This window comes from Rubripirellula tenax (genome assembly GCF_007860125.1).
Taxonomy (GTDB): Bacteria; Planctomycetota; Planctomycetia; order Pirellulales; family Pirellulaceae; genus Rubripirellula; species Rubripirellula tenax.
Genome location: NZ_SJPW01000001.1, coordinates 389,573 through 411,406, shown reverse-complemented (window position 1 = coordinate 411,406; position 21,834 = coordinate 389,573). Strand labels below are relative to the sequence as shown.

General features: G+C 56.8%; 15 protein-coding genes. 5 read left to right on the top strand and 10 right to left on the bottom strand.

All coding sequences use genetic code 11. The annotated features are described in order from the left end of the window. The first annotated feature begins 29 nt into the window (after nucleotides 1-29). From Poly51_RS01550 to rimI, 3 genes are all read left to right on the top strand, one after another. On the top strand, nucleotides 30-776 hold the full coding sequence (locus tag Poly51_RS01550) for a ParA family protein (protein ID WP_146453589.1): 747 nt from the start codon (nucleotides 30-32) through the stop codon (nucleotides 774-776). Next, nucleotides 769-1,740, top strand: a complete 972-nt coding sequence (locus Poly51_RS01545; protein ID WP_390621732.1) for a ParB/RepB/Spo0J family partition protein — start codon at nucleotides 769-771, stop codon at nucleotides 1,738-1,740. The genes Poly51_RS01550 and Poly51_RS01545 overlap by 8 nt, the downstream gene beginning before the upstream one ends. Before the next feature lie 331 nt (nucleotides 1,741-2,071). Next, nucleotides 2,072-2,548, top strand: coding sequence for a ribosomal protein S18-alanine N-acetyltransferase (gene rimI, locus Poly51_RS01540; RefSeq protein WP_146455072.1), 477 nt, complete (start codon nucleotides 2,072-2,074; stop codon nucleotides 2,546-2,548). Between the two features lie 60 nt (nucleotides 2,549-2,608). Here the strand turns inward: rimI and Poly51_RS01535 are convergent, their stop codons facing one another. Together Poly51_RS01535 and Poly51_RS01530 are read right to left on the bottom strand one after the other, a co-directional pair. Beyond that, complete coding sequence (locus tag Poly51_RS01535; protein ID WP_246114198.1) at nucleotides 2,609-4,783, bottom strand: sulfatase/phosphatase domain-containing protein; 2,175 nt, start codon at nucleotides 4,781-4,783, stop codon at nucleotides 2,609-2,611. A 207-nt stretch (nucleotides 4,784-4,990) separates the two neighbouring features. Continuing rightward, nucleotides 4,991-6,055, bottom strand: a complete 1,065-nt coding sequence (locus Poly51_RS01530; RefSeq protein WP_146453588.1) for an ROK family protein — start codon at nucleotides 6,053-6,055, stop codon at nucleotides 4,991-4,993. A 133-nt stretch (nucleotides 6,056-6,188) separates the two neighbouring features. On the opposite strand from Poly51_RS01530, the gene Poly51_RS01525 reads away from it, so the two are divergent. Further along, on the top strand, nucleotides 6,189-6,830 hold the full coding sequence (locus Poly51_RS01525) for a hypothetical protein (RefSeq protein ID WP_222435766.1): 642 nt from the start codon (nucleotides 6,189-6,191) through the stop codon (nucleotides 6,828-6,830). A gap of 40 nt (nucleotides 6,831-6,870) precedes the next feature. On the opposite strand, the gene Poly51_RS01520 is transcribed toward Poly51_RS01525, so the two are convergent. Continuing rightward, complete coding sequence (locus Poly51_RS01520) at nucleotides 6,871-9,522, bottom strand: protein kinase domain-containing protein (RefSeq protein ID WP_146453586.1); 2,652 nt, start codon at nucleotides 9,520-9,522, stop codon at nucleotides 6,871-6,873. Nucleotides 9,523-9,632: 110 nt separating this feature from the next. On the opposite strand from Poly51_RS01520, the gene hemC reads away from it, so the two are divergent. Further along, on the top strand, nucleotides 9,633-10,544 hold the full coding sequence (gene hemC / locus Poly51_RS01515; protein WP_146453585.1) for a hydroxymethylbilane synthase: 912 nt from the start codon (nucleotides 9,633-9,635) through the stop codon (nucleotides 10,542-10,544). Nucleotides 10,545-10,562: 18 nt separating this feature from the next. Here hemC and Poly51_RS01510 read toward each other — a convergent pair whose 3' ends face one another. The 7 genes from Poly51_RS01510 to Poly51_RS01480 form a co-directional block, all read right to left on the bottom strand. Further along, nucleotides 10,563-12,944, bottom strand: coding sequence for an ABC transporter permease (locus Poly51_RS01510; protein WP_186775273.1), 2,382 nt, complete (start codon nucleotides 12,942-12,944; stop codon nucleotides 10,563-10,565). Nucleotides 12,945-13,037: 93 nt separating this feature from the next. Then, nucleotides 13,038-13,937, bottom strand: a complete 900-nt coding sequence (locus Poly51_RS01505) for an ABC transporter ATP-binding protein (RefSeq protein WP_146453583.1) — start codon at nucleotides 13,935-13,937, stop codon at nucleotides 13,038-13,040. Nucleotides 13,938-13,940: 3 nt separating this feature from the next. Then, entirely contained in the window at nucleotides 13,941-14,333 is a 393-nt protein-coding gene (locus tag Poly51_RS01500) for a GntR family transcriptional regulator (RefSeq protein WP_146453582.1), read from the bottom strand. A 296-nt stretch (nucleotides 14,334-14,629) separates the two neighbouring features. Then, the gene (locus Poly51_RS01495) at nucleotides 14,630-16,549 is read right to left on the bottom strand and encodes a DUF4340 domain-containing protein (RefSeq protein WP_186775272.1); all 1,920 of its coding nucleotides are present in this window, start codon (nucleotides 16,547-16,549) and stop codon (nucleotides 14,630-14,632) included. A gap of 121 nt (nucleotides 16,550-16,670) precedes the next feature. Further along, complete coding sequence (locus Poly51_RS01490; protein WP_146453580.1) at nucleotides 16,671-19,568, bottom strand: Gldg family protein; 2,898 nt, start codon at nucleotides 19,566-19,568, stop codon at nucleotides 16,671-16,673. Between the two features lie 127 nt (nucleotides 19,569-19,695). Further along, complete coding sequence (locus Poly51_RS01485; RefSeq protein WP_246114197.1) at nucleotides 19,696-20,436, bottom strand: ABC transporter ATP-binding protein; 741 nt, start codon at nucleotides 20,434-20,436, stop codon at nucleotides 19,696-19,698. Nucleotides 20,437-20,730: 294 nt separating this feature from the next. Next, entirely contained in the window at nucleotides 20,731-21,720 is a 990-nt protein-coding gene (locus tag Poly51_RS01480; protein WP_146453578.1) for a DUF1573 domain-containing protein, read from the bottom strand. Between the last annotated feature and the right edge of the window lie 114 nt (nucleotides 21,721-21,834).

Below are 21,834 nucleotides of genomic sequence, written 5' to 3'. Positions count from 1 at the left end.
TCAGATTCTCAAGAACGAGAACATCCCTGGTGGGAAGGATACTTTGCGTGGTCAATCAGAAAGGAGGCGTGGGCAAAACCACCACTGCCGTCAATCTTTCTGCCGCGCTGGCTCTTGCCGGCCAGCGGACGCTGCTGGTCGATATGGACCCCCAGTGCAATGCGACGTCGTCCCTGGGCATTTCACCTTCCGACGGACACGCATTGGTCAGCGACGATGACCTGGCGACCCACATACTCGATACACGCCAAAACAACCTTTCGCTCGTGCCCGGCAGCCGGACCTTCCACGACGTCGACAAGATGGCCAACAGCGACGACAAGCAATCGCTTCTCGTTCGCCGCCACTTCGACGCCGCGATCAGCGACTATGACTTCGTGCTGATCGATTGCCCGCCCAGCGTCGGTGCTTTGACTCAAACCGCCCTGAACGCATCCACGGAAGTGTTGATGCCGATCCAGTGCGAGTACTTTGCGATGGAAGGCGTCGTGCAGTTGATCCAGACCATCAAGAAGGTGATGGTCTCCACCGACGGGCGACTCACGCTCGGTGGCATCCTGCTGACGATGTACGACCCGCATTTAGAACTCACTCACGAAGTTGACGAAGAAGTTCGGGATTTCTTCGGAGACATTGTTTTTGATAACGTCGTGCCTCGGGACGTTTCGCTATGCGAAGCACCGAGTCACGGCAAGACCGTGTTCCAATACGCCCCGCGATCGCGTGGCGCGTTCGCTTATACCCAGCTGTGCATGGAGGTGCTCCAACGTGACTAGTGCAACGACCAATAAAGACCGGAGACTAGGCAAAGGACTTGCCGCTCTTCTTGGTGATTCGATGGATGACGATGCACCTCGCGGCAGCGACGGTGCAGGCGCCTCATCCGGCGCGTCCCACGGGATCGAGTCGATCGAATTGAACGTCAACGAGGTTGAGAACAATCCGTTCCAACCTCGCCGCGAATTCAATACCGACGAAATCGCGTCGCTTGCCGAGTCGATCAAGAGCCACCAACAATTGCAACCGATCCTGGTTCGCATCGTTGACGGCAAGTACCAACTGATCAGCGGCGAACGCCGACTGCGGGCGACCATCCACGCCGGTCTGACCAAGATCCGCGCGGAAGTTCGCGAAGCCGACGATCGCTTGGTTGCCGAATTGGCGATCATCGAAAACTTGCAACGCAAGGATTTGAATCCGATCGAAAAAGCGATGTCGTTCAAACGCTACATCACCGAACACAAGTGCAAACAAGACGACCTGGCTCGTCGTTTGAGTATCGATCGCAGTACGATCGCCAACCTGATGCGACTGCTCGAGCTGCCTCAACAGATCCTCGATTGGCTGACCGCCGGCGAAATCAGCGCAGGCCACGCACGAGCCCTCTTGCCTGTCGGTGACGAAGAAATCCAAGTCAACATCGCTCGCAAGATCATGGACGATCGCTGGAGCGTACGGGCGACGGAGACGCACATCGCTGAACTTCTCAAGAAAGAAGAAGACGAAGATACCGGCAAGAAGGTCGTCAACGCGTCGCGTCAAAAGCGTCGTCCGGTGTCACCGCAAATCGAAGCGATGCAGCAAGAGATGCGGATGATCTTCGGTACAAAAGTGGAGATCAAATCGTCGGCCCGCAGTCGCGGCAAGATCACGATCCACTTTACGGATGCGGACGAGTTCGATCGTTTGAAGGATATCCTTTGCGTCGCAGCGAAGCCCAACTTACGAATCGCTGGCTAACAAGGCCGCAAAGAAATTGAATCGCGAAAGCCCGGACTGCGACCAGCAGCCCGGGCTTTTTTATTGGTATTCGCGTCTTTGTCGCGTCTAGATCTCGTCTCTGTATCGTTGGCCAAGGTGCGGTTTCATGCACGTTTCACGGCATTCGCAACAACTTCGCTTTTTAATCTTGGTCCCGATTCGGTCATCTGCTAATCTCCGAATCGCTCAGCCATGATGGCTAGGGGCAGCTCGAAAAACGGTTCAGGTTTTTCGTTCGCAGGTTGTTTCGCTGGAAAGGAGTCCCAGGGTGGAAACCGAACAAACACGTACTTGTGTTCACATTCGTTGGATGATCCGTCGGGATATGCCGGCCGTATTGGGGATCGAAAACAGTAGTTTCGAATTCAATTGGACGGAGGATGATTTCATCCGCTGCCTTCGCCAACGGAACTGCATCGGCATGGTGGCCGAAGAAGGCGACAAAGTGGTCGGCTTCATGATTTACGAGCTGCACAAGAATCGGCTCCATATTCTCAATTTCGCCGTCGCCGAAGATCAACGCCGCAACGGTGTCGGCTTGGCGATGATCGGCAAGTTGCTCGGCAAGCTGTCGCAAGAGCGACGAAACCGGATCATGTTGGAGGTCCGTGAAACGAACCTCGAAGCGCAATTGTTTTTCAAAAAGATTGGCTTCCGCGCTGTGTCGGTTCTACGTGACTTCTATGAAGACACCGACGAAGACGCCTACCTGATGCAATACCGCTATCAAGCAAGCGCCGAAGAATTGGCCGAGCCCCATAACCGCATCTCACGGTTGGCCGGTTAGTCCACTGAGTAAACACGGAACACCCTGCGACGGAGTCGCAGGGCAACATGGGGTTGCCCGTTACAGGCCTAGCTCTACCAAGCTTGGCTCCAGTGCCTTTGCCCACCGTTCATAGCCCTCGGGCGATAAGTGCAGCTTGTCCGGCATGATCTTCTTGCTGATCGTGCCATCGGCTTCCAAGAACTGGTCGCCTATTTCTAGGAAATGCACGCGAGAACCATCGGCCATTCGGCGGATCATCTGATTGATCGCGATGTTGTTCAATCGTTTGGCATCCAGCGGCCCATCGCCTCGCGGGAAGATCCCCTGCAAAACGACTTTCGTGTCCGGCAACTTATCCGCCAAGATGTTCAGAATCTCTTGAACGCCCGCGGCGACTTGTGCAGGATCCTGATCGAAGTGACCCGTGTTGTTGGTCCCGATCATCAGCACAGCAACTTTGGGTTGAATCTTGCCAAGATTGCCGTGCGTCAAACGCCAAATGATGTGCTCGGTCCGGTCACCACCGATGCCGAGATTGATCGTTTTGCGTTTGCCGTAATACTTCTCCCAAACGTCCTTCCCAGCACCTTCCCATCCCTGAGTGATTGAGTCGCCGATGAACGCTAAATCAACATTGCCTTGCTTGGCTTTTTGCGTCATTTCGCGATCACGCTTCGCCCAATTGGGTTCATCGCCTCGAGTTCCCGGGATCACAGCCGTGTTGACGTCATAGAACTGGCGCAAGTCGCGGTAACGCTTTTGCAATCCTGCAAGGATGCTCGCATAGTTCGGGTCTTTATGGACGCTGGTCATTTCCTGTGGGTCGGTTTGCAGATCGAACAGGTTCCACTCTCTCGTTCGCGGGAAGAACATCAGTTTGTAGCGATCGTTTCGCACGCCGTCGTGCAGGGGAACGTTGTGGACTGCGGCGTTTTCGTAGTACGCGTAGTAAATCGCGTCACGCCAATTCGCCGACGGTTTGCCCTGGTTTTTCAGTAGCTCAACCATGCTGCGACCTTGCATCTCGGCTGGCACCTGGGCTCCCGCAACATCCAAGAACGTCGGACCGTAGTCAATATTTTGGATCATCGCCGTCGAGTCGACTCCGGCATCGATGATGCCGGGCCAGCGGACCAGGAACGGCATCCGCAGCGATTCTTCGAACATCCAACGCTTGTCGTACCAGCCGTGTTCGCCCAAGTAAAAACCTTGGTCGCTGCTGTAGATAACGATCGTGTCTTTGGCCAATCCCGTTTCGTCCAGGTAGCCCAGTAGACTGCCCACGGAATCATCGACGGCTTGAATGCAGCGCAGGTAGTCCTTGATATAGCGTTGGTATTTCCATTGGATGACCTGCTTGTCGGTGTACTCGCCCGCTTTCATTCGCGTGATGAAGTCTTGGTTTTGCGGTTCGTACGCTTCGTCCCAGGCCGCCTTTTGGGCATCCGTCATCCGGTTGTATTCGCCGTTGTTGTGAGCGCCAGAGAAGTGCGCGGGGAAATAGTTTTCGCCGTGGAACTTCATGTCGTGCGACCAACTAAGGTGATTGGCGATCGACATTTCATTTTGCTTCAGCAGTTCGCTGCGACCGGACCAGTCGTCGAACAAGGTGTCGGGCTCGGCAATGGTGACGTCGTTGTAAAGCGAGTAGTACCGAGGCGGCGGAGACCAGTTGCGGTGCGGCGCCTTGTGTTGGCACATCATGATGAACGGTTTTTCGGGATCGCGATCTTCCTTCAACCACTTCAACGTGTTTTCCGTGATGATGTCGGTACAGTAACCGTCGTAGCGTTTCTTCTTGCCGTCCATTTGCAAAAAGTCAGGGTTGTAGTAGCTGCCTTGTCCGGGCAGGACTTCCCAGTGATCGAAGCCCACGGGATCGGTGCCGAGATGCCACTTTCCGATGATCGCAGTTTGGTAGCCGGCCTCCTGCATCAGCTTGGGGAACGTCATCTGCGACCCGTCGAAGCGGTTTCCGTTATGCAGAAATCCGTTTTTGTGCGAATGCTTGCCGGTCAAAATGCAGGCTCGCGAGGGGCCGCAGATCGAATTGGCACAAAACGAATTGCGGAAGATGGCGCCTTCGTTGGCGATCCGATCCAAATTCGGAGTCTGGTTGATCTTTGAACCGTAAGCTCCGATGGCCTGCGGCGCGTGATCGTCGGAAAATACGAACAGAATGTTGGGCTGTTTGGCGTCGGTCAGGCCAATCAACATCAGAAACGAGGCAAGGCAGAGGACGAAGCGTTTCACGGGCGGGATCTCGCGACAGAGCAATGGGTTGTGGGCCCATCAGTTTAGCCGCTGGCGAGACGAGGTGGCTCCGAACGGCAAAATCCGTTTCAAGCATGGATTTACCGCTGCCAGGCCGTGGCTGGGTGCCGAGATGAACTGATCTGCCGTGCCGTCTCCGCCCTCAACGCGGGACTGGCCCCCGCCGTCAGCGAAAAAATGCGCTTGCTATTTCCCGCTTGATCCTTCGTCCATCGCGCATGCAAGCGAACCAATCACGGACGCTTGGTCGCCGCAGACCGAAAAGCTGATTTGGTCGAAGTCTCGAAATCCGTCCAAAGCGTTCTCGAAATACGATTCGCGGACCAGCGACAGGTAGCGATCTCGCAGTGCCGGCGACAAATCGCAGACGCCGCCACCGATCACCATGCGATCGAAATCGCCCAAGTAGTTCGCCATCAAAATGGTGATCCCCAGTGCTTTGGCTTGATCATCCAACAATTCGACCGCCAATTCATCGCCGTCGGCGGCCAACTCTCGCAACTGCTTTGCCTTGTCCTTCATGCTGCAGGTCTGTTTATTCAACGGGTGACTTGCATGGGCATCGAGCGTCAATCGATAGGCCAATTGATGCGTCAAGGCAGTCAACGAAATCGCACTTTCGGAAGTGCAGTAAGCGTTGCCGACCTTCAAATTGCGATCATGTTCGAAACGGAACGCGTGGATCGGCAACATCAAGTGTCCGACGTGACCGGCCCGGCCGCGGCTGCCTTGCACCGGCACGCCTAAGCGTACCTCGCCACCGCCCAGGCCCGTTCCCACAGCAATGAAGAACAGCGAATCGAATGTATCGCTGGTATCGCCCACCGGCGATTCGTCCCAGTGCAGCAACCCTGTCATGATCGCTGATTCGCCAACCGCAGCCGCTTGACCGTCACCGACATAGGAAACGGGCGCATCGAATCCTGCTGTCTTCCACGCCGTCTGCAGCATCTGGCGGATCGGACAACGATTCCACAACCGTGAATCCAAGTTCGGCGTCGACAACAGGACTCCCTCTTTGGTTGCCGGCCCCGGCGTCGCCAGGTTGATCGCGGTAACCTCATCGGCCGACCGCCCCATCCCGTCCAATTCCAAACGAATTTGGTTCACGATATCGGCGATGGTCGCATCCGGCCCGTCGATGGAACGCGTCGGAAACTGTTTTGAAATCCGTAAAACGCGACGATCGGAATCGCCGATCGCAACGGTGCTGGTGGTTCCACCGACATCGACGCCAACAAATAAAGACACTGGGCTTGATTCCAACAGGGGGTTCGGTAAGTCTTCGGGAGCAGGCGTTTCGAGGCGCCTTGGATCCTATTCTGGCATTTTGAATCGATATAGTGTTGCCCGCGACGATGTTTTGCGAAAGGTGAATGGAAACGTGCTCAACCGCTTAAAGTCTAGAGGACTGCTGTATTCGCTCGGAATCGTCTTCAATCGAGTCGTTCCCGAGCGTATTTTTCGTTTCCGAATCTTCCGCATTTTCGAGATCGGATTGCCGACCGAAAAAGCGATCGAGATTCCGGCTCCAGACGGCATCACCTTCCGCTGGTGCGAGACCGACGAGGATTTTGCCCAGGCTCGATCGTTGACGTATTTCCAATCGGAATCCGGCGGCGAGGGCCCCGAGTCTCCCAAGCGAGCATGTTTAGCGATTGATACCGACGAACCGATGGGGACCCAAACGATCGGCGGCGTATGGATCGGCGACGATTACTTTGATGAAACCGAATTGGGAGTGCGCATTTTGCTGACCGAGAACCAATCGTGGATTTTCGCAGCGATGGTGGCCAAGGCTCACCGGCGCCGGCGAATCTATCGACGACTGCTATGGCACGTCGTTGCCAGTCAGAAGCAAACACTCTTTGCATCCATCAATCCGACCAATAAAGCATCGATCGCGGCTCACGCACCGTTCATTCGACGAACCGCGGGAACCTGCATCGTGCTGCGAATTCTTGGACGAACGTTCTGCCGAGTCGGCGGATCGCTGAGTATCAAAGGCAACGAAATAACGATTTGAATCGGCTGACTCTGAACCGGTCCACTTCGGTCGGTTCTGGTCAACGCAAACCGTCGATCCACTTGGTCCATTCTTTCATGGATTCATCGGTGATGACGGGCGTTGGCAATGGCGGCAACTTCGTGCTCGATGCCGTGCCGGGCAATCGCGTGCGGACGGTCAGTAGACCGTTCACGTTGACTTCAAAGCCAATCGTCTGAGCCGCAATGGGGCGATCGTTGTCGCCGCCTTTCGCGTTCGAGCCGCCGAATTCGTAGCGACCCAGCGAATGCCAATCATCGCCGACGACTCCCGACGACTCGACCAACGATAGCGTCATTGACGAACGCCCTTTTCCGATCGTCAGACGTCGGTTCGTTCGCGCGGGAAGCGAGGTGCCTTTCGGAATGATGGGCAGAATCCGGCGCCGCCCCTTCGCGTCTTCGATCACGATTCCGATCGATTGACCACTGACGCTGCGTGGCGGCATCGCGACGTCGCCGCGACCGGGTAATTCCGCGGCTAGGCAAGCGGCCGCGCCACGAGCCACATCGGACCGGTCCGTCACACGGCGAAGTACATCCGCCGACAAGCCTTCGGTCACCGCGTCGCGGACACGACCGATTCGCATGATCGCGCCCATCGTGACGCAAACGTCGACGTCGGAGAGTTGAACGGACGCATCCGCGCAGGTTCGACGGACGGCCGAAACCATCGCCACAACGAGATCGTCGCAAGCGTCGACCCAGTCATCGCGATCAATCGAAACCGTTTTCAGTCCGTCGCGAGTTTCGATCTTGATGAGTGCGGATTGGGCCAGCAACATCGTGTTCATGGCTTTTTCGCAAGCGATTTGCAAACGTGCCGCCGTCCGCAGGCTCTCGCGCGGATCGAAATGATGCTTCACCGAGAACCGAGCTGCCGCCAAGTCGACCAGCCTGTGCAGCCAGGGCAACGTTCCCTGGTGCCAGTGTCCGCCGCTGGCGAGTTGATTCAGTCGCGCGCCGTTTCGGCGAATCAATGCAATCTCGGACGCCTGGCCCGACACTCCGACGAACAGGACCGTTTGGTCATGATCGGTTTCAATATCACACAGGCTCGATTCCCGCAGCGATTCACCCGCGATGGCGGATTCGGACTCGATCCACAGCGACTGCACCGCTGCCAGCGAACGGTCGACCAGCCGAACCGATTCAAGCCCGGCCATTTTGGCGGCCTGCAGAATACTTCTCCGGTGCAATTGGTCGTAACTTGCTGGTACTGTGATTGCTGTCGCCAAAGGTTGGCTGCGACCGGACCAAGCGTTCTTATGGATTTGCCGAATCAGCATCGCCATCAGGACTTCGGGTGGACACGCGCGACCCGCCACCTTGCGATCTACCACAGGTTTGCCGATGTACATGGGCAAACAATGCAACAGACTTTGCGGAAACTGGCTGCGTCGATCGATCGCGTCCTGTCCGTACAGCAACCGGTCTTCATCGGACGCAATTGCCATGCGAAACAGCGGTCGCTTGGGGCCGCCCGATTCCAACGACTCAACCCCGCCGATTGGCGATGCGGAAGCGGTGGCCGAGTAAAACATGCCAAAGTCAATCGCGAAGACTTTTGATGCGGCCGTGGAAGTTGATCCGCCCGCGAACGTCGAACTGCTTCCCGCCGAAGGCGAGTCGACAGAGCCGCGGCGCTGCGCGAACTCGGCCAACCAAACCGGCGCGTCAACTTGGCTGGTGTAAGCACTCAAGTCGTCGATGACTTCATCGAGCGAGACGTACCGTTGGTCCGGTTTCTTCGCCATCATTCGAGAGAAAATGTTGGCGAAGTGCAGATCCACATCGCTGCGAACTTGCATCAAGTCCGGAATCTCGCCATGGCGGTGGCCGTACACTTGGTCAAGGTACTCGCCGACGAAAGGCGGACTGGCGGTCAACAGAAAATACATCGTCGCGCCAAGCGAGTAGATATCGCTCCGAGCGTCGGCTTGATCCGGGTCTTCCAACTGTTCCGGCGACATGAATGGCAACGTCCCGACCAATCTGCCTTTCGAGCTTTTGAGTGGGTCTTCGTGATCGATTTTGCTGGAACTGCGCGATGTGCTCAGATCGGCTTCACTGATTCGTGCCAAGCCAAGGTCGAGCACCTTGATCGTGCCGTCGCTCGCTCGCATCAAGTTGCCCGGTTTGACGTCGCGGTGGATGATGCCCGCGCGATGTGCGTGCAATAGCCCCAGCGCTGCCTGCTGGATAATCGCAGCAGCTTCACCGACGGGCAACGGACCTCGCATCGCAACCAAACGCGTCAGCGTAACGCCGTCGACATACTCCATCGCCAGATAGTGAATGCCGTCGTCCGATTCGCCGGCGTCGAATGCCGTCACGATATTGGGGTGCATCAACCGCGAAGCCGCACGCACTTCGTCGTAAAACCGCTGAACCGCTGATTCGTCCTTCATCCGATCGATCGGCAGCATCTTGATCGCGACGATCCGCTGCATCCGAGTGTGTTCGGCCAGATAGACATTTCCCATGCCGCCGGAACCGATCAGCTCGCGAATCGAGTATCCGCCGATGCGATCGGGAACGTCGTTGCTGGTCCAATCGGAATCCTGATCCGAAGATGACGAGAAGCCCAGACTGTCGACGTCATGGTCAAACCCGGCGTCGTCCCGCGTCGGTTCGTCGGCAATCGGCAAATTGTCGCTGGATGAGGACAACGAAGCAGCACAGGTTTGGGGTGTTAGGTTTTAGAAAATGCCGTCGACACCTATGATAGCCGACCGGAATGCGAACCTTATCCCAAATATCTAGCACCTAAAAGCTATTCATGCCCCTCCGAATTGCGACTCGCCAGAGCCCCCTGGCACTCTGGCAAGCCGAACATGTCGCCGCTCGCTTGGCAATGTTGGGTATCGAGACCGTATTGGTCCCCATGGTCAGCAGCGGTGACACCGACATGCGGCCCATCGACGGGACCCGCCAAGTCGGGCTGTTCACCAAACGGATCCAGCAGGCCCTTTTAGACGACGAAGCCGACGTAGCCGTGCATTCGCTCAAGGATTTGCCGACCGAAGTGATCGAGTCGCTGGCGCTTGCGGCGGTGCCCGAGCGTGAAACGGTGGCCGATTGCCTGGTCTCGAAATCGGGAATCGCGTTTGCCGATCTGCCCGCTGAAGCTCGCGTGGGCACCGGCAGCCGTCGCCGCGCGGCCCAATTGCTGAGCCGAAGACCAGATTTACAGATTGAATCGATTCGAGGGAATGTGCAGACGCGGCTTAGCAAACTAGACGAAGGCTTCGACGCCGTCGTCCTGGCCGATGCGGGTTTGGTTCGACTGGAAATGGTGGACTTGCCGCGCTACCACTTCACCATGGATGAAATGTTGCCCGCGCCGGGCCAAGGCGCGTTGGGCATCGAAGTCCGCGCCGATGACCAGCGATCTTTCGATGCGATCAACCAGCTAAACCATCTGCCAACACGAGCGTCAGTGACGGCCGAGCGAACGCTACTGTCGCGATTGCACGGCGGTTGCTTAGCGCCGATCGCCGCATACGCAAACGTCGAAGGCAGCCAACTGAAAATGTCAGCCGTCGCACTCAGCCCCGACGGCAAACAACGCATCGACGAATCAGACGAGATTGCTTTCAAGGACGACGTGTCGGCGGCGCTGGAACTTGCCAGCCGAATCACCGAGAAAATGATCAGCCTTGGTGCGATCGAATTGGTGCGTGAAAAGTAGCCATCACGCGGATGGCTACTATTTGCGGATGGTCCTGATCCAGTTCATGATCAGATCGTTTTCGACGTGATTGTTTTTGGGATCGAAAGAAGCCCCATTCACGGCTCGGCCCAGGTCTGCACTCAAGGCCGCAATCGCGGACGAACTTCCGTATGCGTCGGTGTCAATCATTTCTAACAACCGGCGTGTAAACATATCGATGTGACGTTCGGCGCGACGACGTTCGATCGCGAACTTGTGAGTCCTCCCCGACAGCATCCATGCACCCGCGAACTCATTCATGGGGTTCGAGCCACGACTGAACCAGCCTCGTTCGTTGAATCGTTGCCATTCGCCGATGACCCCAATCCTGCGCGACCTCTTCCGCACATCTTCCGATGGAATTTTATCGATCAGAAATTCGCCCGAGACTTCCGACTTCAAATCCCGGTAGGCTTCCACCCAAGCGACCGCTAGCCCTTCCGCCGGCGCGGCGATGCGGATCAGCCCGATCAAGCCTTCTTCCCCATCCGCCACATTTTGGCGAACTTGTCTGGCCCACTTCAAAAGTACTTCGATTGCGAGTGTACGTTGTCGCCGCGCGATCAATGCGTCCTGGCCCGTGGTATTGGTTTGGTCGTCGAAGATCGGCTCGCCCTCCTGTTCCGTCCATTCGCCGTCCATGTCGTTTCCGAGAAACTGCCCTTGAACGAGCGATCGAAGTTCCGCGAACGAAACATGTTTGCCGACCGTCTCTTTTTCGTTGAGCTCTAGCATCAATCGCTCGCCGATTTTCGGACGCAAAGCGACATTGCTCACATATTTCGGCTCCATCGCCTCGGGCGAAACCAGCCTAGAACTGGGGACACCTTCCCAGCGGGTCGACGATCGCTCGAGTTTCGGTAGCGAAACCGCCATCATCTGTTTCCGCCAATCGGTCATTTCGGCGGGCGTTGTTGCGTAGCGAATCGACAGCACCAACAGCATCGGAATTGCGATTGCCATGACCGTCCAGCCGACCATTCGCCAATGGAACGCTCGGTCGATCCGGCCGTCCAGCCATCGATCCGTCATTGTGCGCGTCGCCATCAACAGCATCGGCGCCAGCACCAAGGCGGCTGCCAGATAACGATAGTAGGGAACGAAAAACCATCCCCAGGCAAACGTCGCGACCATCCCGTAAGCCGGAGCAGCAAAGAACGATAGCGTCGGTCGCTTCACCCACATCGATACGAATTGGCCGAACCCGTAACAGCACGTTAAGTAGACGGCTACCGCAACACGAATGACGGTCGAATCAGCATTCCGATCGATCCCCGGCGCGAAAAACACTAGCATCAACAACAGCACCAACGCCGGAACCAATGTCGGCAGTACTCGCGTCCACCAAACCCGGCGAGGTCTAATTCCTCGATCGGCGAAGTATGCACATCGTCGGCGAACCGAATCCCCGTAGAACGTCGTCGCGCCCATCCACAAGAACGCAAACGTGGCGACCGGGATGATCAATCCGACCGTCCCTTGGTTGATCGAGCCTTGGTTTTGAAAGTCCGTCGCGGCGAACAGCATGATGAACAGCGTTGTGATCGCAAACAACGACAAAACCACGGCGCGAACCTGACGCCATTGTTGCCACAACAGTGCGAAAACGGGCGTTGGTCGATCCAGGCCGACCGTCACTCGCGGTGGCGGTTGGTACGCGTGGCGAACCATCATCGCTTCGGTCGAGTTCTTTAGATTCCACTTGGCGTCTGACAAACGGCGTTTCGCCAACCAACGCTGTAGAGCAAACAAACCCAACAAGACCATAAAGCCCGCGGTGATCGCTTGCGTCCACTGGGCAGCGGTCGCGTCGATCGATGCAATCGATGTCGCATAGCGATGATCGAGCAAGTAGACAATCATCGAATACACCAGCCACCAGCCGATCGCGGCGGTCGGCAACAAAGCGACCAATGCCGCCACCGGCGACTTAATCGCGTAGGTCGTTACGAACCCGAGCATCAACAACAAACACGTGAAGAAGAACGCCTGGCCGATGCCTTGCGCGGTCAGCAATCCCGTGAAGTCGCGGGTCGGCGACGCACCGTGCCAAACCCACGACGCCAGCCAAAACGCCAGCGAACCCAACAACCATGCTGCCACAACACTGATCGCGGCCAACACAAACTTTGCATCCGCGATCGACTGCCAACGTACCGGCAACGTACGAAGCCATCCCAGCGTCCCGTTCTCTTCTTCGGTGCCGACCAACATCGGAGGCAGCCCGATCGCCATCAAATTGGGCAGCAAAATCCACATCATCACCGACAACGTCGCCGCACTGCGACCACGATCATCTGCCACCGCAGCGATCAGTGCCGCCAAAAACGGCATCGCCATTATTGCCACGCCGATCGCCAGCAACAAAGGACGGATCATGGTCGCGTCCTTCCAAATCAGTCGTTGCCAAACCTGTGATAGATTCATCGTTCTCGCCGATCGATAGATAGAAAAGTAGGCTGCCGAAATCGGCTAAGCGATCGCCTTGTCATCAGTGCATACAGCGACAAAAATTTCTTCCAACGACGCCGGCACGGCCACCACGTCGTTCACGCCGCTTTCGGGTCCAAACTGTGATCGCCAATCCTCGGGAAGGTCCGATACGACGAACCGCAATTGCCGGCCGTTTTGGACCTCGGAATAAACCTTGCCGTGCGGTACCGCGACCGTCGAATCGGAGTGATCCAGCGTCATGGTGACGATGAATGTTTTGGCTCGCAGTGCTTCCAGCGGCTCGCACACTTTCAGCTTGCCCTTGTGAACGATCGCGACCCAGTCCGCCACACGTTCCACCTCGCTGATCTGGTGACTCGACAACAGCACCGTTCGCCCCAGTGCCGCACGATCGACCATCGATTCCAAAAACTGTCGACGAACCATCGGATCCAGTCCGCTGGTCGGTTCATCCAGAATCAACAGCTTCGGGTCATGAGCCGTCGCCAACGCCAATGCGATTTTTGCCCGCTGGCCTTTGCTCATGTTCTTGATTTTGACGCCAGCCGGAACATCGAACGCGGCCAATAGTTCTAAGTAACGCATCGGAAACGCGTCGTCATAGAACGCCGCCGTGAACCATCCGATCTCTTCGGCCTGCATCCAGTCGTACAGGGCGGGTGCGTCGGACACGTACCCGACCGCTCGGCGTATTTCCATCGCCGCATCGGTCGTGGAATGACCTAGCACGCGTGCGTGACCCGAATCGGGATTTTCGAATCCGGTCAGAATCCGAATCATGGTTGTTTTCCCAGCACCGTTTTCGCCCAATAATGCGAACACGACACCCTCGGGAACTTCCAACGAAACGTGATCGAGCGCTTGAGTGCGACCGTATCGCTTCGAAACGCTTTCCAGCGAAATGACTGAATTTCCCATGCTTCATGACTCCGGTGCAGTGGATTGTTTTGCAAGTTCAAGCTCGAAGAGCGTGCGAAGCTCGTCCGACGTCATTCCGCCGGCAATCGCGTCGGCCAGAGCACGGCGTACCGCATCGGCCACCAAAGCGTTGCGAGCTTTCGTGCAACGACTGATCGCGTCGCGGCGTACCACCATGCCTCGGCCACGCAGCGGTTCCAAAACGTGATCGTTTTGAAGTTCCGTGTACGCCCGCGCGATCGTGTTGGGGTTGATCGCTAGGTCATTCGCAAGTTGACGGACACTTGGCACCATTTGGCCGCCAACCAGCACTCCGTCAGCCACGCCCAACTTGACCTGACGAACAATCTGTTCGTAGATCGGCGTATCGCCCGATGGGTCAATCGAAAAGAACATAGTCACACCCAAGGTGAGGTGAGAGGTACGGTGTGCCCCTGGCACGCCGTGACAGGGATACAAGGGGTACGGTGTTCCCGAGGTGCGCCGTGGCGGGATAGGAATTGCAAAGCAGTTCCTTTCCCGAGAACGGCGGCGCCGGGCCACATAGTGTTGCCCGGTTCAGGCAGGTGCGTGTACTGGTGTGATAGTACGCGTGTACGGGTGCGGTGTCAAGCGTTTTTTCCGGCCGCGCATGAAAAAAGCCCCGCGTCGGCAACGTTGGTCGCTGATGCGGGGCTTTGCATTTCGTCGCGCTAATTGCCGGGGAAGCCTGGAATGTTGAACTGTGGTCCGCCCTGGCCCGGCGCTTCTGCCGCCGCGGCTGCGTTTTCGGATTCGAACAAGTCGTCTCGTTTGATCGTCAGCTTCGAGTACGTATCCTCGGCGATGACGTAGTACCAATCCGAGAAGCGTTCGTTCAGCTCACGAACCTTCCGCTGTGCCGCCTCGAGTTGATCCTTGCGGGCATCCAACTTGCGTTGGTTTTCCTTGGTGATCTTCTCCTGCTCGGCTTCCAAGCGTTCTTGCAATTCTTCGTCGGTCAACTTTTCATCAGCCGGTTTCGCTTCGACGTCAGTCTTCGTTTCCGTTTCCACTTCGGCCGCGGCATCGCCTTCTTCTTGAGCCTCGCCCTTCCCTGTCGCTTCACCCTCGCCTTCCGTTTCCACTTCGCCGGACTCTTCCGCCGCCGTGTCTTCGGTGGCTTCGGTCTCGCTCGACTCTTTGGACTCTTCCTTCATTTCTGCTTCATCGGCCTCGTCGGATTCCGTAGTTTCCGATTTGGCTTCTGATTCCTCCGCAGGCGACTCGTCAGATGTTTCCTCTTCCTTCATCTCCGGTTCATCGGATTGTGCGGCGTCATTTTCTTTGATCTCGCCGACCGGTGGTTCTTCTGCCTTCGGCTCTTCCACTTTGGGTGGATTGAGCATCGCGTCAAGTTCTTCCAGCGTTTGCGGAATGGCACGCAAGTTGGGCACCGGGAATTTCGACTCGTCGACCATCGTCGTGACGAACAAGTAGCGGTTCACACCACCCGTCGATTTTTCCTCGCCTTCGGTCGATTCGTCACTCCCGCCACTTTCGCTGACGCCGGCAATGTTTCCGAAGCGAATCAGATACTTGACACCATCCTTCAGCGAGACGCTCAATTCGCCGTTGGCCGACAAGATTTCTGCTTCGCCATCGGGGCCGACATCGATGGGGTAAAAGCCTCGCTGTGCCAACGAAGTGATTGCGTCCTGGTCGGAAAGCAAGTCTTTGCTGGCCTTCAACGTCGCGCTGACACCCTCGGGCTTGCGATACACATTGACGATTTTCAGATCGTCGAGCGCGTTCTTCATTTCGTTCAGCTTGGTCTTGTTCAACGTTTGCCCGGCCGGCGCGTCGACTTTCTTCGCTTCAACACGAGGGTCGTTGGGGTCGAACTCCAGCATTGAAGTCAGGCTGTATTGGGCGCCTTCGACAGCAACGTCGGCTGTGTACTTTCGGCTCAGCGAGATGCCGCCCTGGCCTAGCGTCGCCGTGTAGTCTTTGATCTCAAGCGTGTCGATGTCGATGCTGCTCATCTGCAGCAAATCGTCTTCGATCCAGTCACGGAAGTTCGTCGTCAGCGGCGCTTCATCGAACTTGATGACGTAGACCGGGTCCTGGTTGGGAATTCGCACATACCGTTTGGTCGGATCATCCTTCAGCGGATCTCCGATGATCAGCGACGCCAGCGTTTCTTGAGCGTCGTTTTTGAACGTCACCAAGCGGCCGACGCCGTCATCACCGACCTCCAAATCTTCGAGCGCCGGTTCCGCCACGCCCAAATCGTCGTGATCTTCCGCGTTGGACGTCTGGATATCAAGGATCTTTACGCCTACCAGCGAGTTAGCGGCGTCCTTCATCTGTTCAATCGCATCGGCTGGGTAGCCTTCACGCGACGGGATCGTCCACTGTCCCGACTCTTTGTCCTTGCGTACTTCGAACGTATCGAGCGTCCCCTGAGCTTCGTCGAACGTCACGATTTTCATGCTGGCCGCGGCCAACGGATCGGTAAACTTTTCGAACAGCATCTGGCCGGCACCGTTGTCCGTTTGCACGACCGCGCGGGGCCAAGAAACAAACGTAGCGACGGTTGCCGTCGCAGCAGCAATGACCCAAAAGAGTCCAGTTTTCTTGCCTTCGTTCATGGGAATAGATATCAGGTTACAGGTTATAGGTTTCAGGAATTCGAAAGTAGCATCGCGGATCAGGTCGTCGGCAACAGGATCGAGCATTCTTTCCTGTTGCCTGTCGCCTGAAACCTGTTGCCTACTTCAGGCGGCTCTTCGAGATGTTTTCGCGTTCACGCAGTCGTCGGGCTGCGAACACGATCACGCCGACAACCAGTGGCGGAATGCATGGCAGCGTCACGGCGGCGGCTTTGACCTTGTTTTGAATCTTGGTCACCTCATCCGCAGCCGTTCGTTCGATGTCGCGAACCTTCAACTCACGATCGCGTTGCAGTTTGGTTTGTCGAACGTCGAGTTTTCGTTGTTCGAGCTCCTGCTGGGTTTGGAACGTTTGCAGCTTCGCTTGCAACTCGGCTCGCGAGACCTTGCCGTCGGCGTTTTGCTTCTGAAGTTTCTCAACTTCTTCTTGCAGTTCCTTCATTCGCGACTGCTGCGCTTCCTCGGCTTCGCGAATCGCTGCGTCGTATTCCGTCTGGAACTCCTTGCTTCCTTCCCGAACGGCCGTGCGAGCTTCTTCTTTGACCGAATCGATCATGCGCAGCGATGCAAAGATCGGCTCATGCTTGCGAACTTCGATGAAGTCATATTGGCCAGTCAGCCAGTCGATCACGTTCAAGACAAACGTTACGTTCTGGAATTGGAAACGGGCTTCGGTAACCGTGTTGGGGTCGGCACGAATCATCAGAAACTCGGGCAACATCATGTCCGTGTCGGCGATATACACGGCCTTGATCGGCTTCGCCGCAGGCGGCGCGGCTTCCCCTTCGGCGGGCGTTTCCGTTTTCGCTTCTTCGGCGGCGACGGCTTTGCCCTCGATCGCCATCGCGATTGGGACCGACGGTTTCAATCCTTGCGTTTCGCGAGCGACGGTGGTCTGGCGAGTCATGATTTCTCGCATCTTGTCACCGCCGATCAACCCGCTCAGCCCGCCTGTTTGCAGTAGCGGCGTGTGGGTCATCGTGGCATCGCCCTTTGCCATGACGGCACCGCTGACGATCGCCAAAACTTCTTTCAACCCGGACGTGATCACGTTGTCGTTGCTCAACGCTTGACCTTCGCCGGCACCGGGTGATTCTTCGTCGATGAAGATCCACAATTCGTTGGCTTGGTCGTCCAGCGTGGGGTACGGGTTGTGTTGTTGCCAAACCACATCGGGCGAGAACATGCCTTGCATGCCTGCGCGACCGGGGACATCCAATTCCAGCAGGTCCCACAATTGGCGAATGTCGGCTTTCGGGGCTTGCCCACCGCCGCCGAACATTCCGCCCGGCGCTTCCTTGGGTTGGCCTGTCGGCGTGATGTATCCGGCTCCGACCGGCGCGGGGTCTTCGAACACCGCGACCGGAACGCCTGCGCGAACGGCTTCGAGCAGTCGCTCAAATTGCGGCGGACCCAACGACGATGGTTGCACGCACAGCAACGCCGCGTAAACGTCGGGCGAGACAGGCGAATTCAAATCGACTTCCTCGACGTCGTATTGTTTGCCCAGTTCGTCCATCAGCATGTGTCGCGGCACCTGTTGCATCGACATTCCGCTCATCACCGAACCGCCCATCAATCGAGCGTCGGTGGACACGATGCCGAGACGCTTCCGGGCTCCCGATGCGACCGTGTTGATCGAGCGGACCAGTTCGTATTCAACGGGAATTCCGTACTCAAAGATCGGCACGGTGACTTTTTCGAGTCCCGACTTGAACGCCGCGCCCATGATCAATTGCTTTTGCTGGGACGATCCGCGTTCTTTGACGAGACGCGTTTGTGGGGCGATGCCAAATCGTTCCTCGGCCAACGCGGCTTCGTCCGAAAACAGTTCGATGTCGTCATACAAGTTGACTTCGATTTCTCGGCCGCGAGCACCGGCTTCGCTACGGAACTCCTTCAACAGGTTGATCAGCTCGTATCGCGTCTTGGCGTAGACTTCCGGAATGTCTTTGCTGATGAACGCGTCGATCACGATCGGGCGATTGGCGTCCAGTTCGCGGATCAGTTTCTTTGTCGCCGGTGCCAGCGACGATACCTTGCCTTCGGTAAAGTCATGCCGGTACACGTCTTTGTTACGGAACAAGGTCACCGCAGCTGTGGTGATCACGATCAGTGCTAAAACGCGAGCGATGTAGTGCCACGCCATCGTGTTGCCGTCTTTGCCGCCGGTCCAGTGCCGTCGTCCGATCAGCACCATGCAAACGTAAAGGGCGACCGTTGCGACCAAGACGAAGTACACCACCGATGATGAACTGACCACGCCGCGGCCGAAGTCATCGAAGGGGCGAGCGATCCCGCTTTCGGCCAACCAAGACGCGATTTCTTGGTTCGGCGAGACCGATTCGGCCAGCGACGCGAAAGCCAACGGTGCATTGAATAGTGCACCCAGAATGAAGCCGACGGTCAGGTTGCCGGTCAAGAACGATGCAATCATGCCGATCGCGATCATGGCCAGGCCGACGAAGTAGTATCCCAGATAGCTGGTGAAAATCAGCCCCGTGTCGAGCTGGCCTTCGGTCAAAATCGCCAGCGTGACGAACGTACTGATTTGGCTGAACAGAAGCGAAGCGGTGAAAATCGCCGCGGCGGCCATGTATTTGCCGATCACGATGTCAAAGTCGTCGGCGGGCAGCGTCAGCAACAATTCGTCGGTGCCTTGGCGTTTTTCCTCTGCCCAGATGCTCATCGTGATCGCCGGGATGAATACCAGCATGATCAGTGGGAACCAATAGTTGAGTTGGTCCAGCGTGGCCAAGTTCTGGTTAAAGAACTCGTAGGGCCAGAACGCGGCGACCGACGTCAGGAAGACGAAGATACACAGGAACACGTAGCCGGTCGGGTTGCTGAAGTAGCCGACGAAGTTGCGTTTCATGACCGCGAAGGCGGCCCGCTTCGTGCCAGCAAGAATTGCAACGATCGCGACCAAAATCAACAAAAAGATCAGGTCGTAAACCAGCAGACTTAGCAATGCGGTGGTGACGTTATTGAGCGCCATGGAAGAAGGCTTCAGGTAACAGGTTACAAGTGTCAGGGAAAAAGCCGAGGGCGCGGGGACGCGCCGCGCGGCTTACGTTGTCGCTAGTGTGTTCGGACGTTGTCAGCGTCTCAGCACGTTTTCACGACTAGGGAGTCGTCAGCGTATGGAACGCGTTGTCGAGGTCGCCGGTGCCGATTTCGCGAAGTTTCGAAACATCGCCGTCGTAGACCACTCGGCCTTCGTTGATCATCACGACGCGGTCAGCCATCGCTTCGACTTCTTGCAAGATGTGGGTGCTAAGCAGGATCGTTTTCGTCTCGCTCAGTCGCTTCATCGTCGCCCGCACGCCACGGATCTGGTTCGGATCCAGACCGGCCGTCGGCTCGTCAAGGATCAGCACATCGGGTTCGTGCAACAAAGCCTGACTCATGCCGACGCGTTGCTTGAACCCTTTGGACAGTTTGCTGATCGCTTTGTACAGCACGCTGGACAGGTCACAGATGTCGACGACCTTTTCGATCCGGTCTTTCTTCATCGCCTTGGACATGCCACGGGCGTCGGCAAAGAACTCCAGCATCGTCAGCGGCGTCATTTCGGGATAAAGCGGCCCGTTTTCGGGTAGATAGCCAAGGTGACGCGATCCTTCGATGCGGTCTTCCATCATGTTGTGGCCGGCGATCCGGGCGGTACCCTCGCTGGCGGCGATGTAGCCGGTCAACATCTTCATCGTGGTGCTTTTGCCAGCACCGTTGGGTCCTAGAAAAGCGACCAACTCGCCTTCGCCCACCGAGAAGGTGACGTCACGAGCTGCCGCGAATGGACCATAAAACTTGCTCAATCCCACCGCTTCGATCATTGGGCGACGGGGCGTTTGGGTCTCGGTCATTCGTTTCCTGTTCGATCCAAGGACGGGGTTCATAGCAGCAGTGGGAATATAGCGGACGTTACGAGATCACGGAATGATCGGTTCACCGGGACTCAAACGGGCAACCTTGCGTGGCCCCGCGACTCCGCTCGCGGGACGTTAACTGCAAAGCAGTTAACGAGATACCGTACACCCTGCGAGCGGAGTCGCGGGGCCACGTGAGGTTGCCCGATATTGCTCATTGGCAAAAAAAAAGCCCCGCGAATGGTTTCGCGGGGCTTTGGAGAAGATTTACGTTGTCCGGTGATTCCCGAACTACTGGACGCGGATGTCCGCGGTCACCAAGCCTTTGGCCGTGACCGAGTTTGCACCGGACGTCTTGATTTCGAACGAGGCTTTTTGCGGGCCCGATCCGTTGCCAACATACTTGAAGGTCGCACTGACCATCTGCATCTTCTTCAATTCGGTGGTCGGTTGGAAGTCGATTTGCCAGCCTTCGGCCGTGATCGACTCGACTTGGAACGGTTCACGTCCCATCAGAACCAACGATTTGGTAAATGCTTCGCCCGTCTTGATCGAACCGAAAGCGATTGCTTGGGGTGAAATCGACAATGCGGAATCGACTTGCCCAGAAACCTTCAGCGGGACGTTGGGCATCGATCGATCGTTCGTGACGACCACCAGTTCATCCAAGAACGAACCCGTCGGTGCATCTTCACGCAGGTCGACGCTCAATTCGTAATTCACTCGCCCGCCTTCGCGAACCGTTTCTTTGATCACCGGCATCAGCCACGGCTTGTTACTGCGAATGTCGACGATCTGCCAATCACTGCGGCCGGCGTAAAGCACCTTGGTTGATTTCGAAGTGGCTTCGCCTTGCGCGATCTTTCCGAAATCGATCGAGCCGGGATAGAACACCATGTCGCTGCGGATGTAGCCGTCGACTCGCAAGCGAACTTCGCTGTAAAACGGCTGGTCGATGACAACCGTCAACGTCGCGCCCTTTTTGCCTTTGAACGTGCTGGTGTTGAACCGGGCCAAGATGGTACCGGTTGCGCCTGGTGCGACGTACTGATCGACGACGATCGGCGTCGTACATCCACAGCTCGCACGAACCGATTGAATGTGGATACCGCTGCTCATCGTGTTCACGACCGAAAACGGGAACTCCGTCTTCGCGCCGACCGCGACCGTGCCAAAATCGTGAGTTTTGACGGGGAACGCAATGTCGCTCCAATCCGTCGCTTGCGAAACCGACGTGAAGCAAGCAAATGCAGTAATAGCGAAAGCGAGATGACGAATCATGTTCTTCTTGGTCGCAGAAAAGGGTAGGTAGCTCAAGACTTGCGAATCACTCGAACGGTAACATTCGAGGCCAATCGTCGGAAATCGACGCTCGTTGAGAGCTGGCCAGGCCTA

Bases quoted from the DNA above. Each gene is read 5' to 3' on its own strand.
- Poly51_RS01505 (WP_146453583.1), bottom strand. From the start codon at position 13,937: ATGGGAAATTCAGTCATTTCGCTGGAAAGCGTTTCGAAGCGATACGGT.
- Poly51_RS01480 (WP_146453578.1), bottom strand. From the start codon at position 21,720: ATGATTCGTCATCTCGCTTTCGCTATTACTGCATTTGCTTGCTTCACG.
- hemC (WP_146453585.1), top strand. From the start codon at position 9,633: ATGCCCCTCCGAATTGCGACTCGCCAGAGCCCCCTGGCACTCTGGCAA.
- Poly51_RS01510 (WP_186775273.1), bottom strand. From the start codon at position 12,944: ATGATCCGTCCTTTGTTGCTGGCGATCGGCGTGGCAATAATGGCGATG.
- Poly51_RS01490 (WP_146453580.1), bottom strand. From the start codon at position 19,568: ATGGCGCTCAATAACGTCACCACCGCATTGCTAAGTCTGCTGGTTTAC.
- rimI (WP_146455072.1), top strand. From the start codon at position 2,072: ATGATCCGTCGGGATATGCCGGCCGTATTGGGGATCGAAAACAGTAGT.
- Poly51_RS01495 (WP_186775272.1), bottom strand. From the start codon at position 16,549: ATGAACGAAGGCAAGAAAACTGGACTCTTTTGGGTCATTGCTGCTGCG.
- Poly51_RS01500 (WP_146453582.1), bottom strand. From the start codon at position 14,333: ATGTTCTTTTCGATTGACCCATCGGGCGATACGCCGATCTACGAACAG.
- Poly51_RS01485 (WP_246114197.1), bottom strand. From the start codon at position 20,436: ATGACCGAGACCCAAACGCCCCGTCGCCCAATGATCGAAGCGGTGGGA.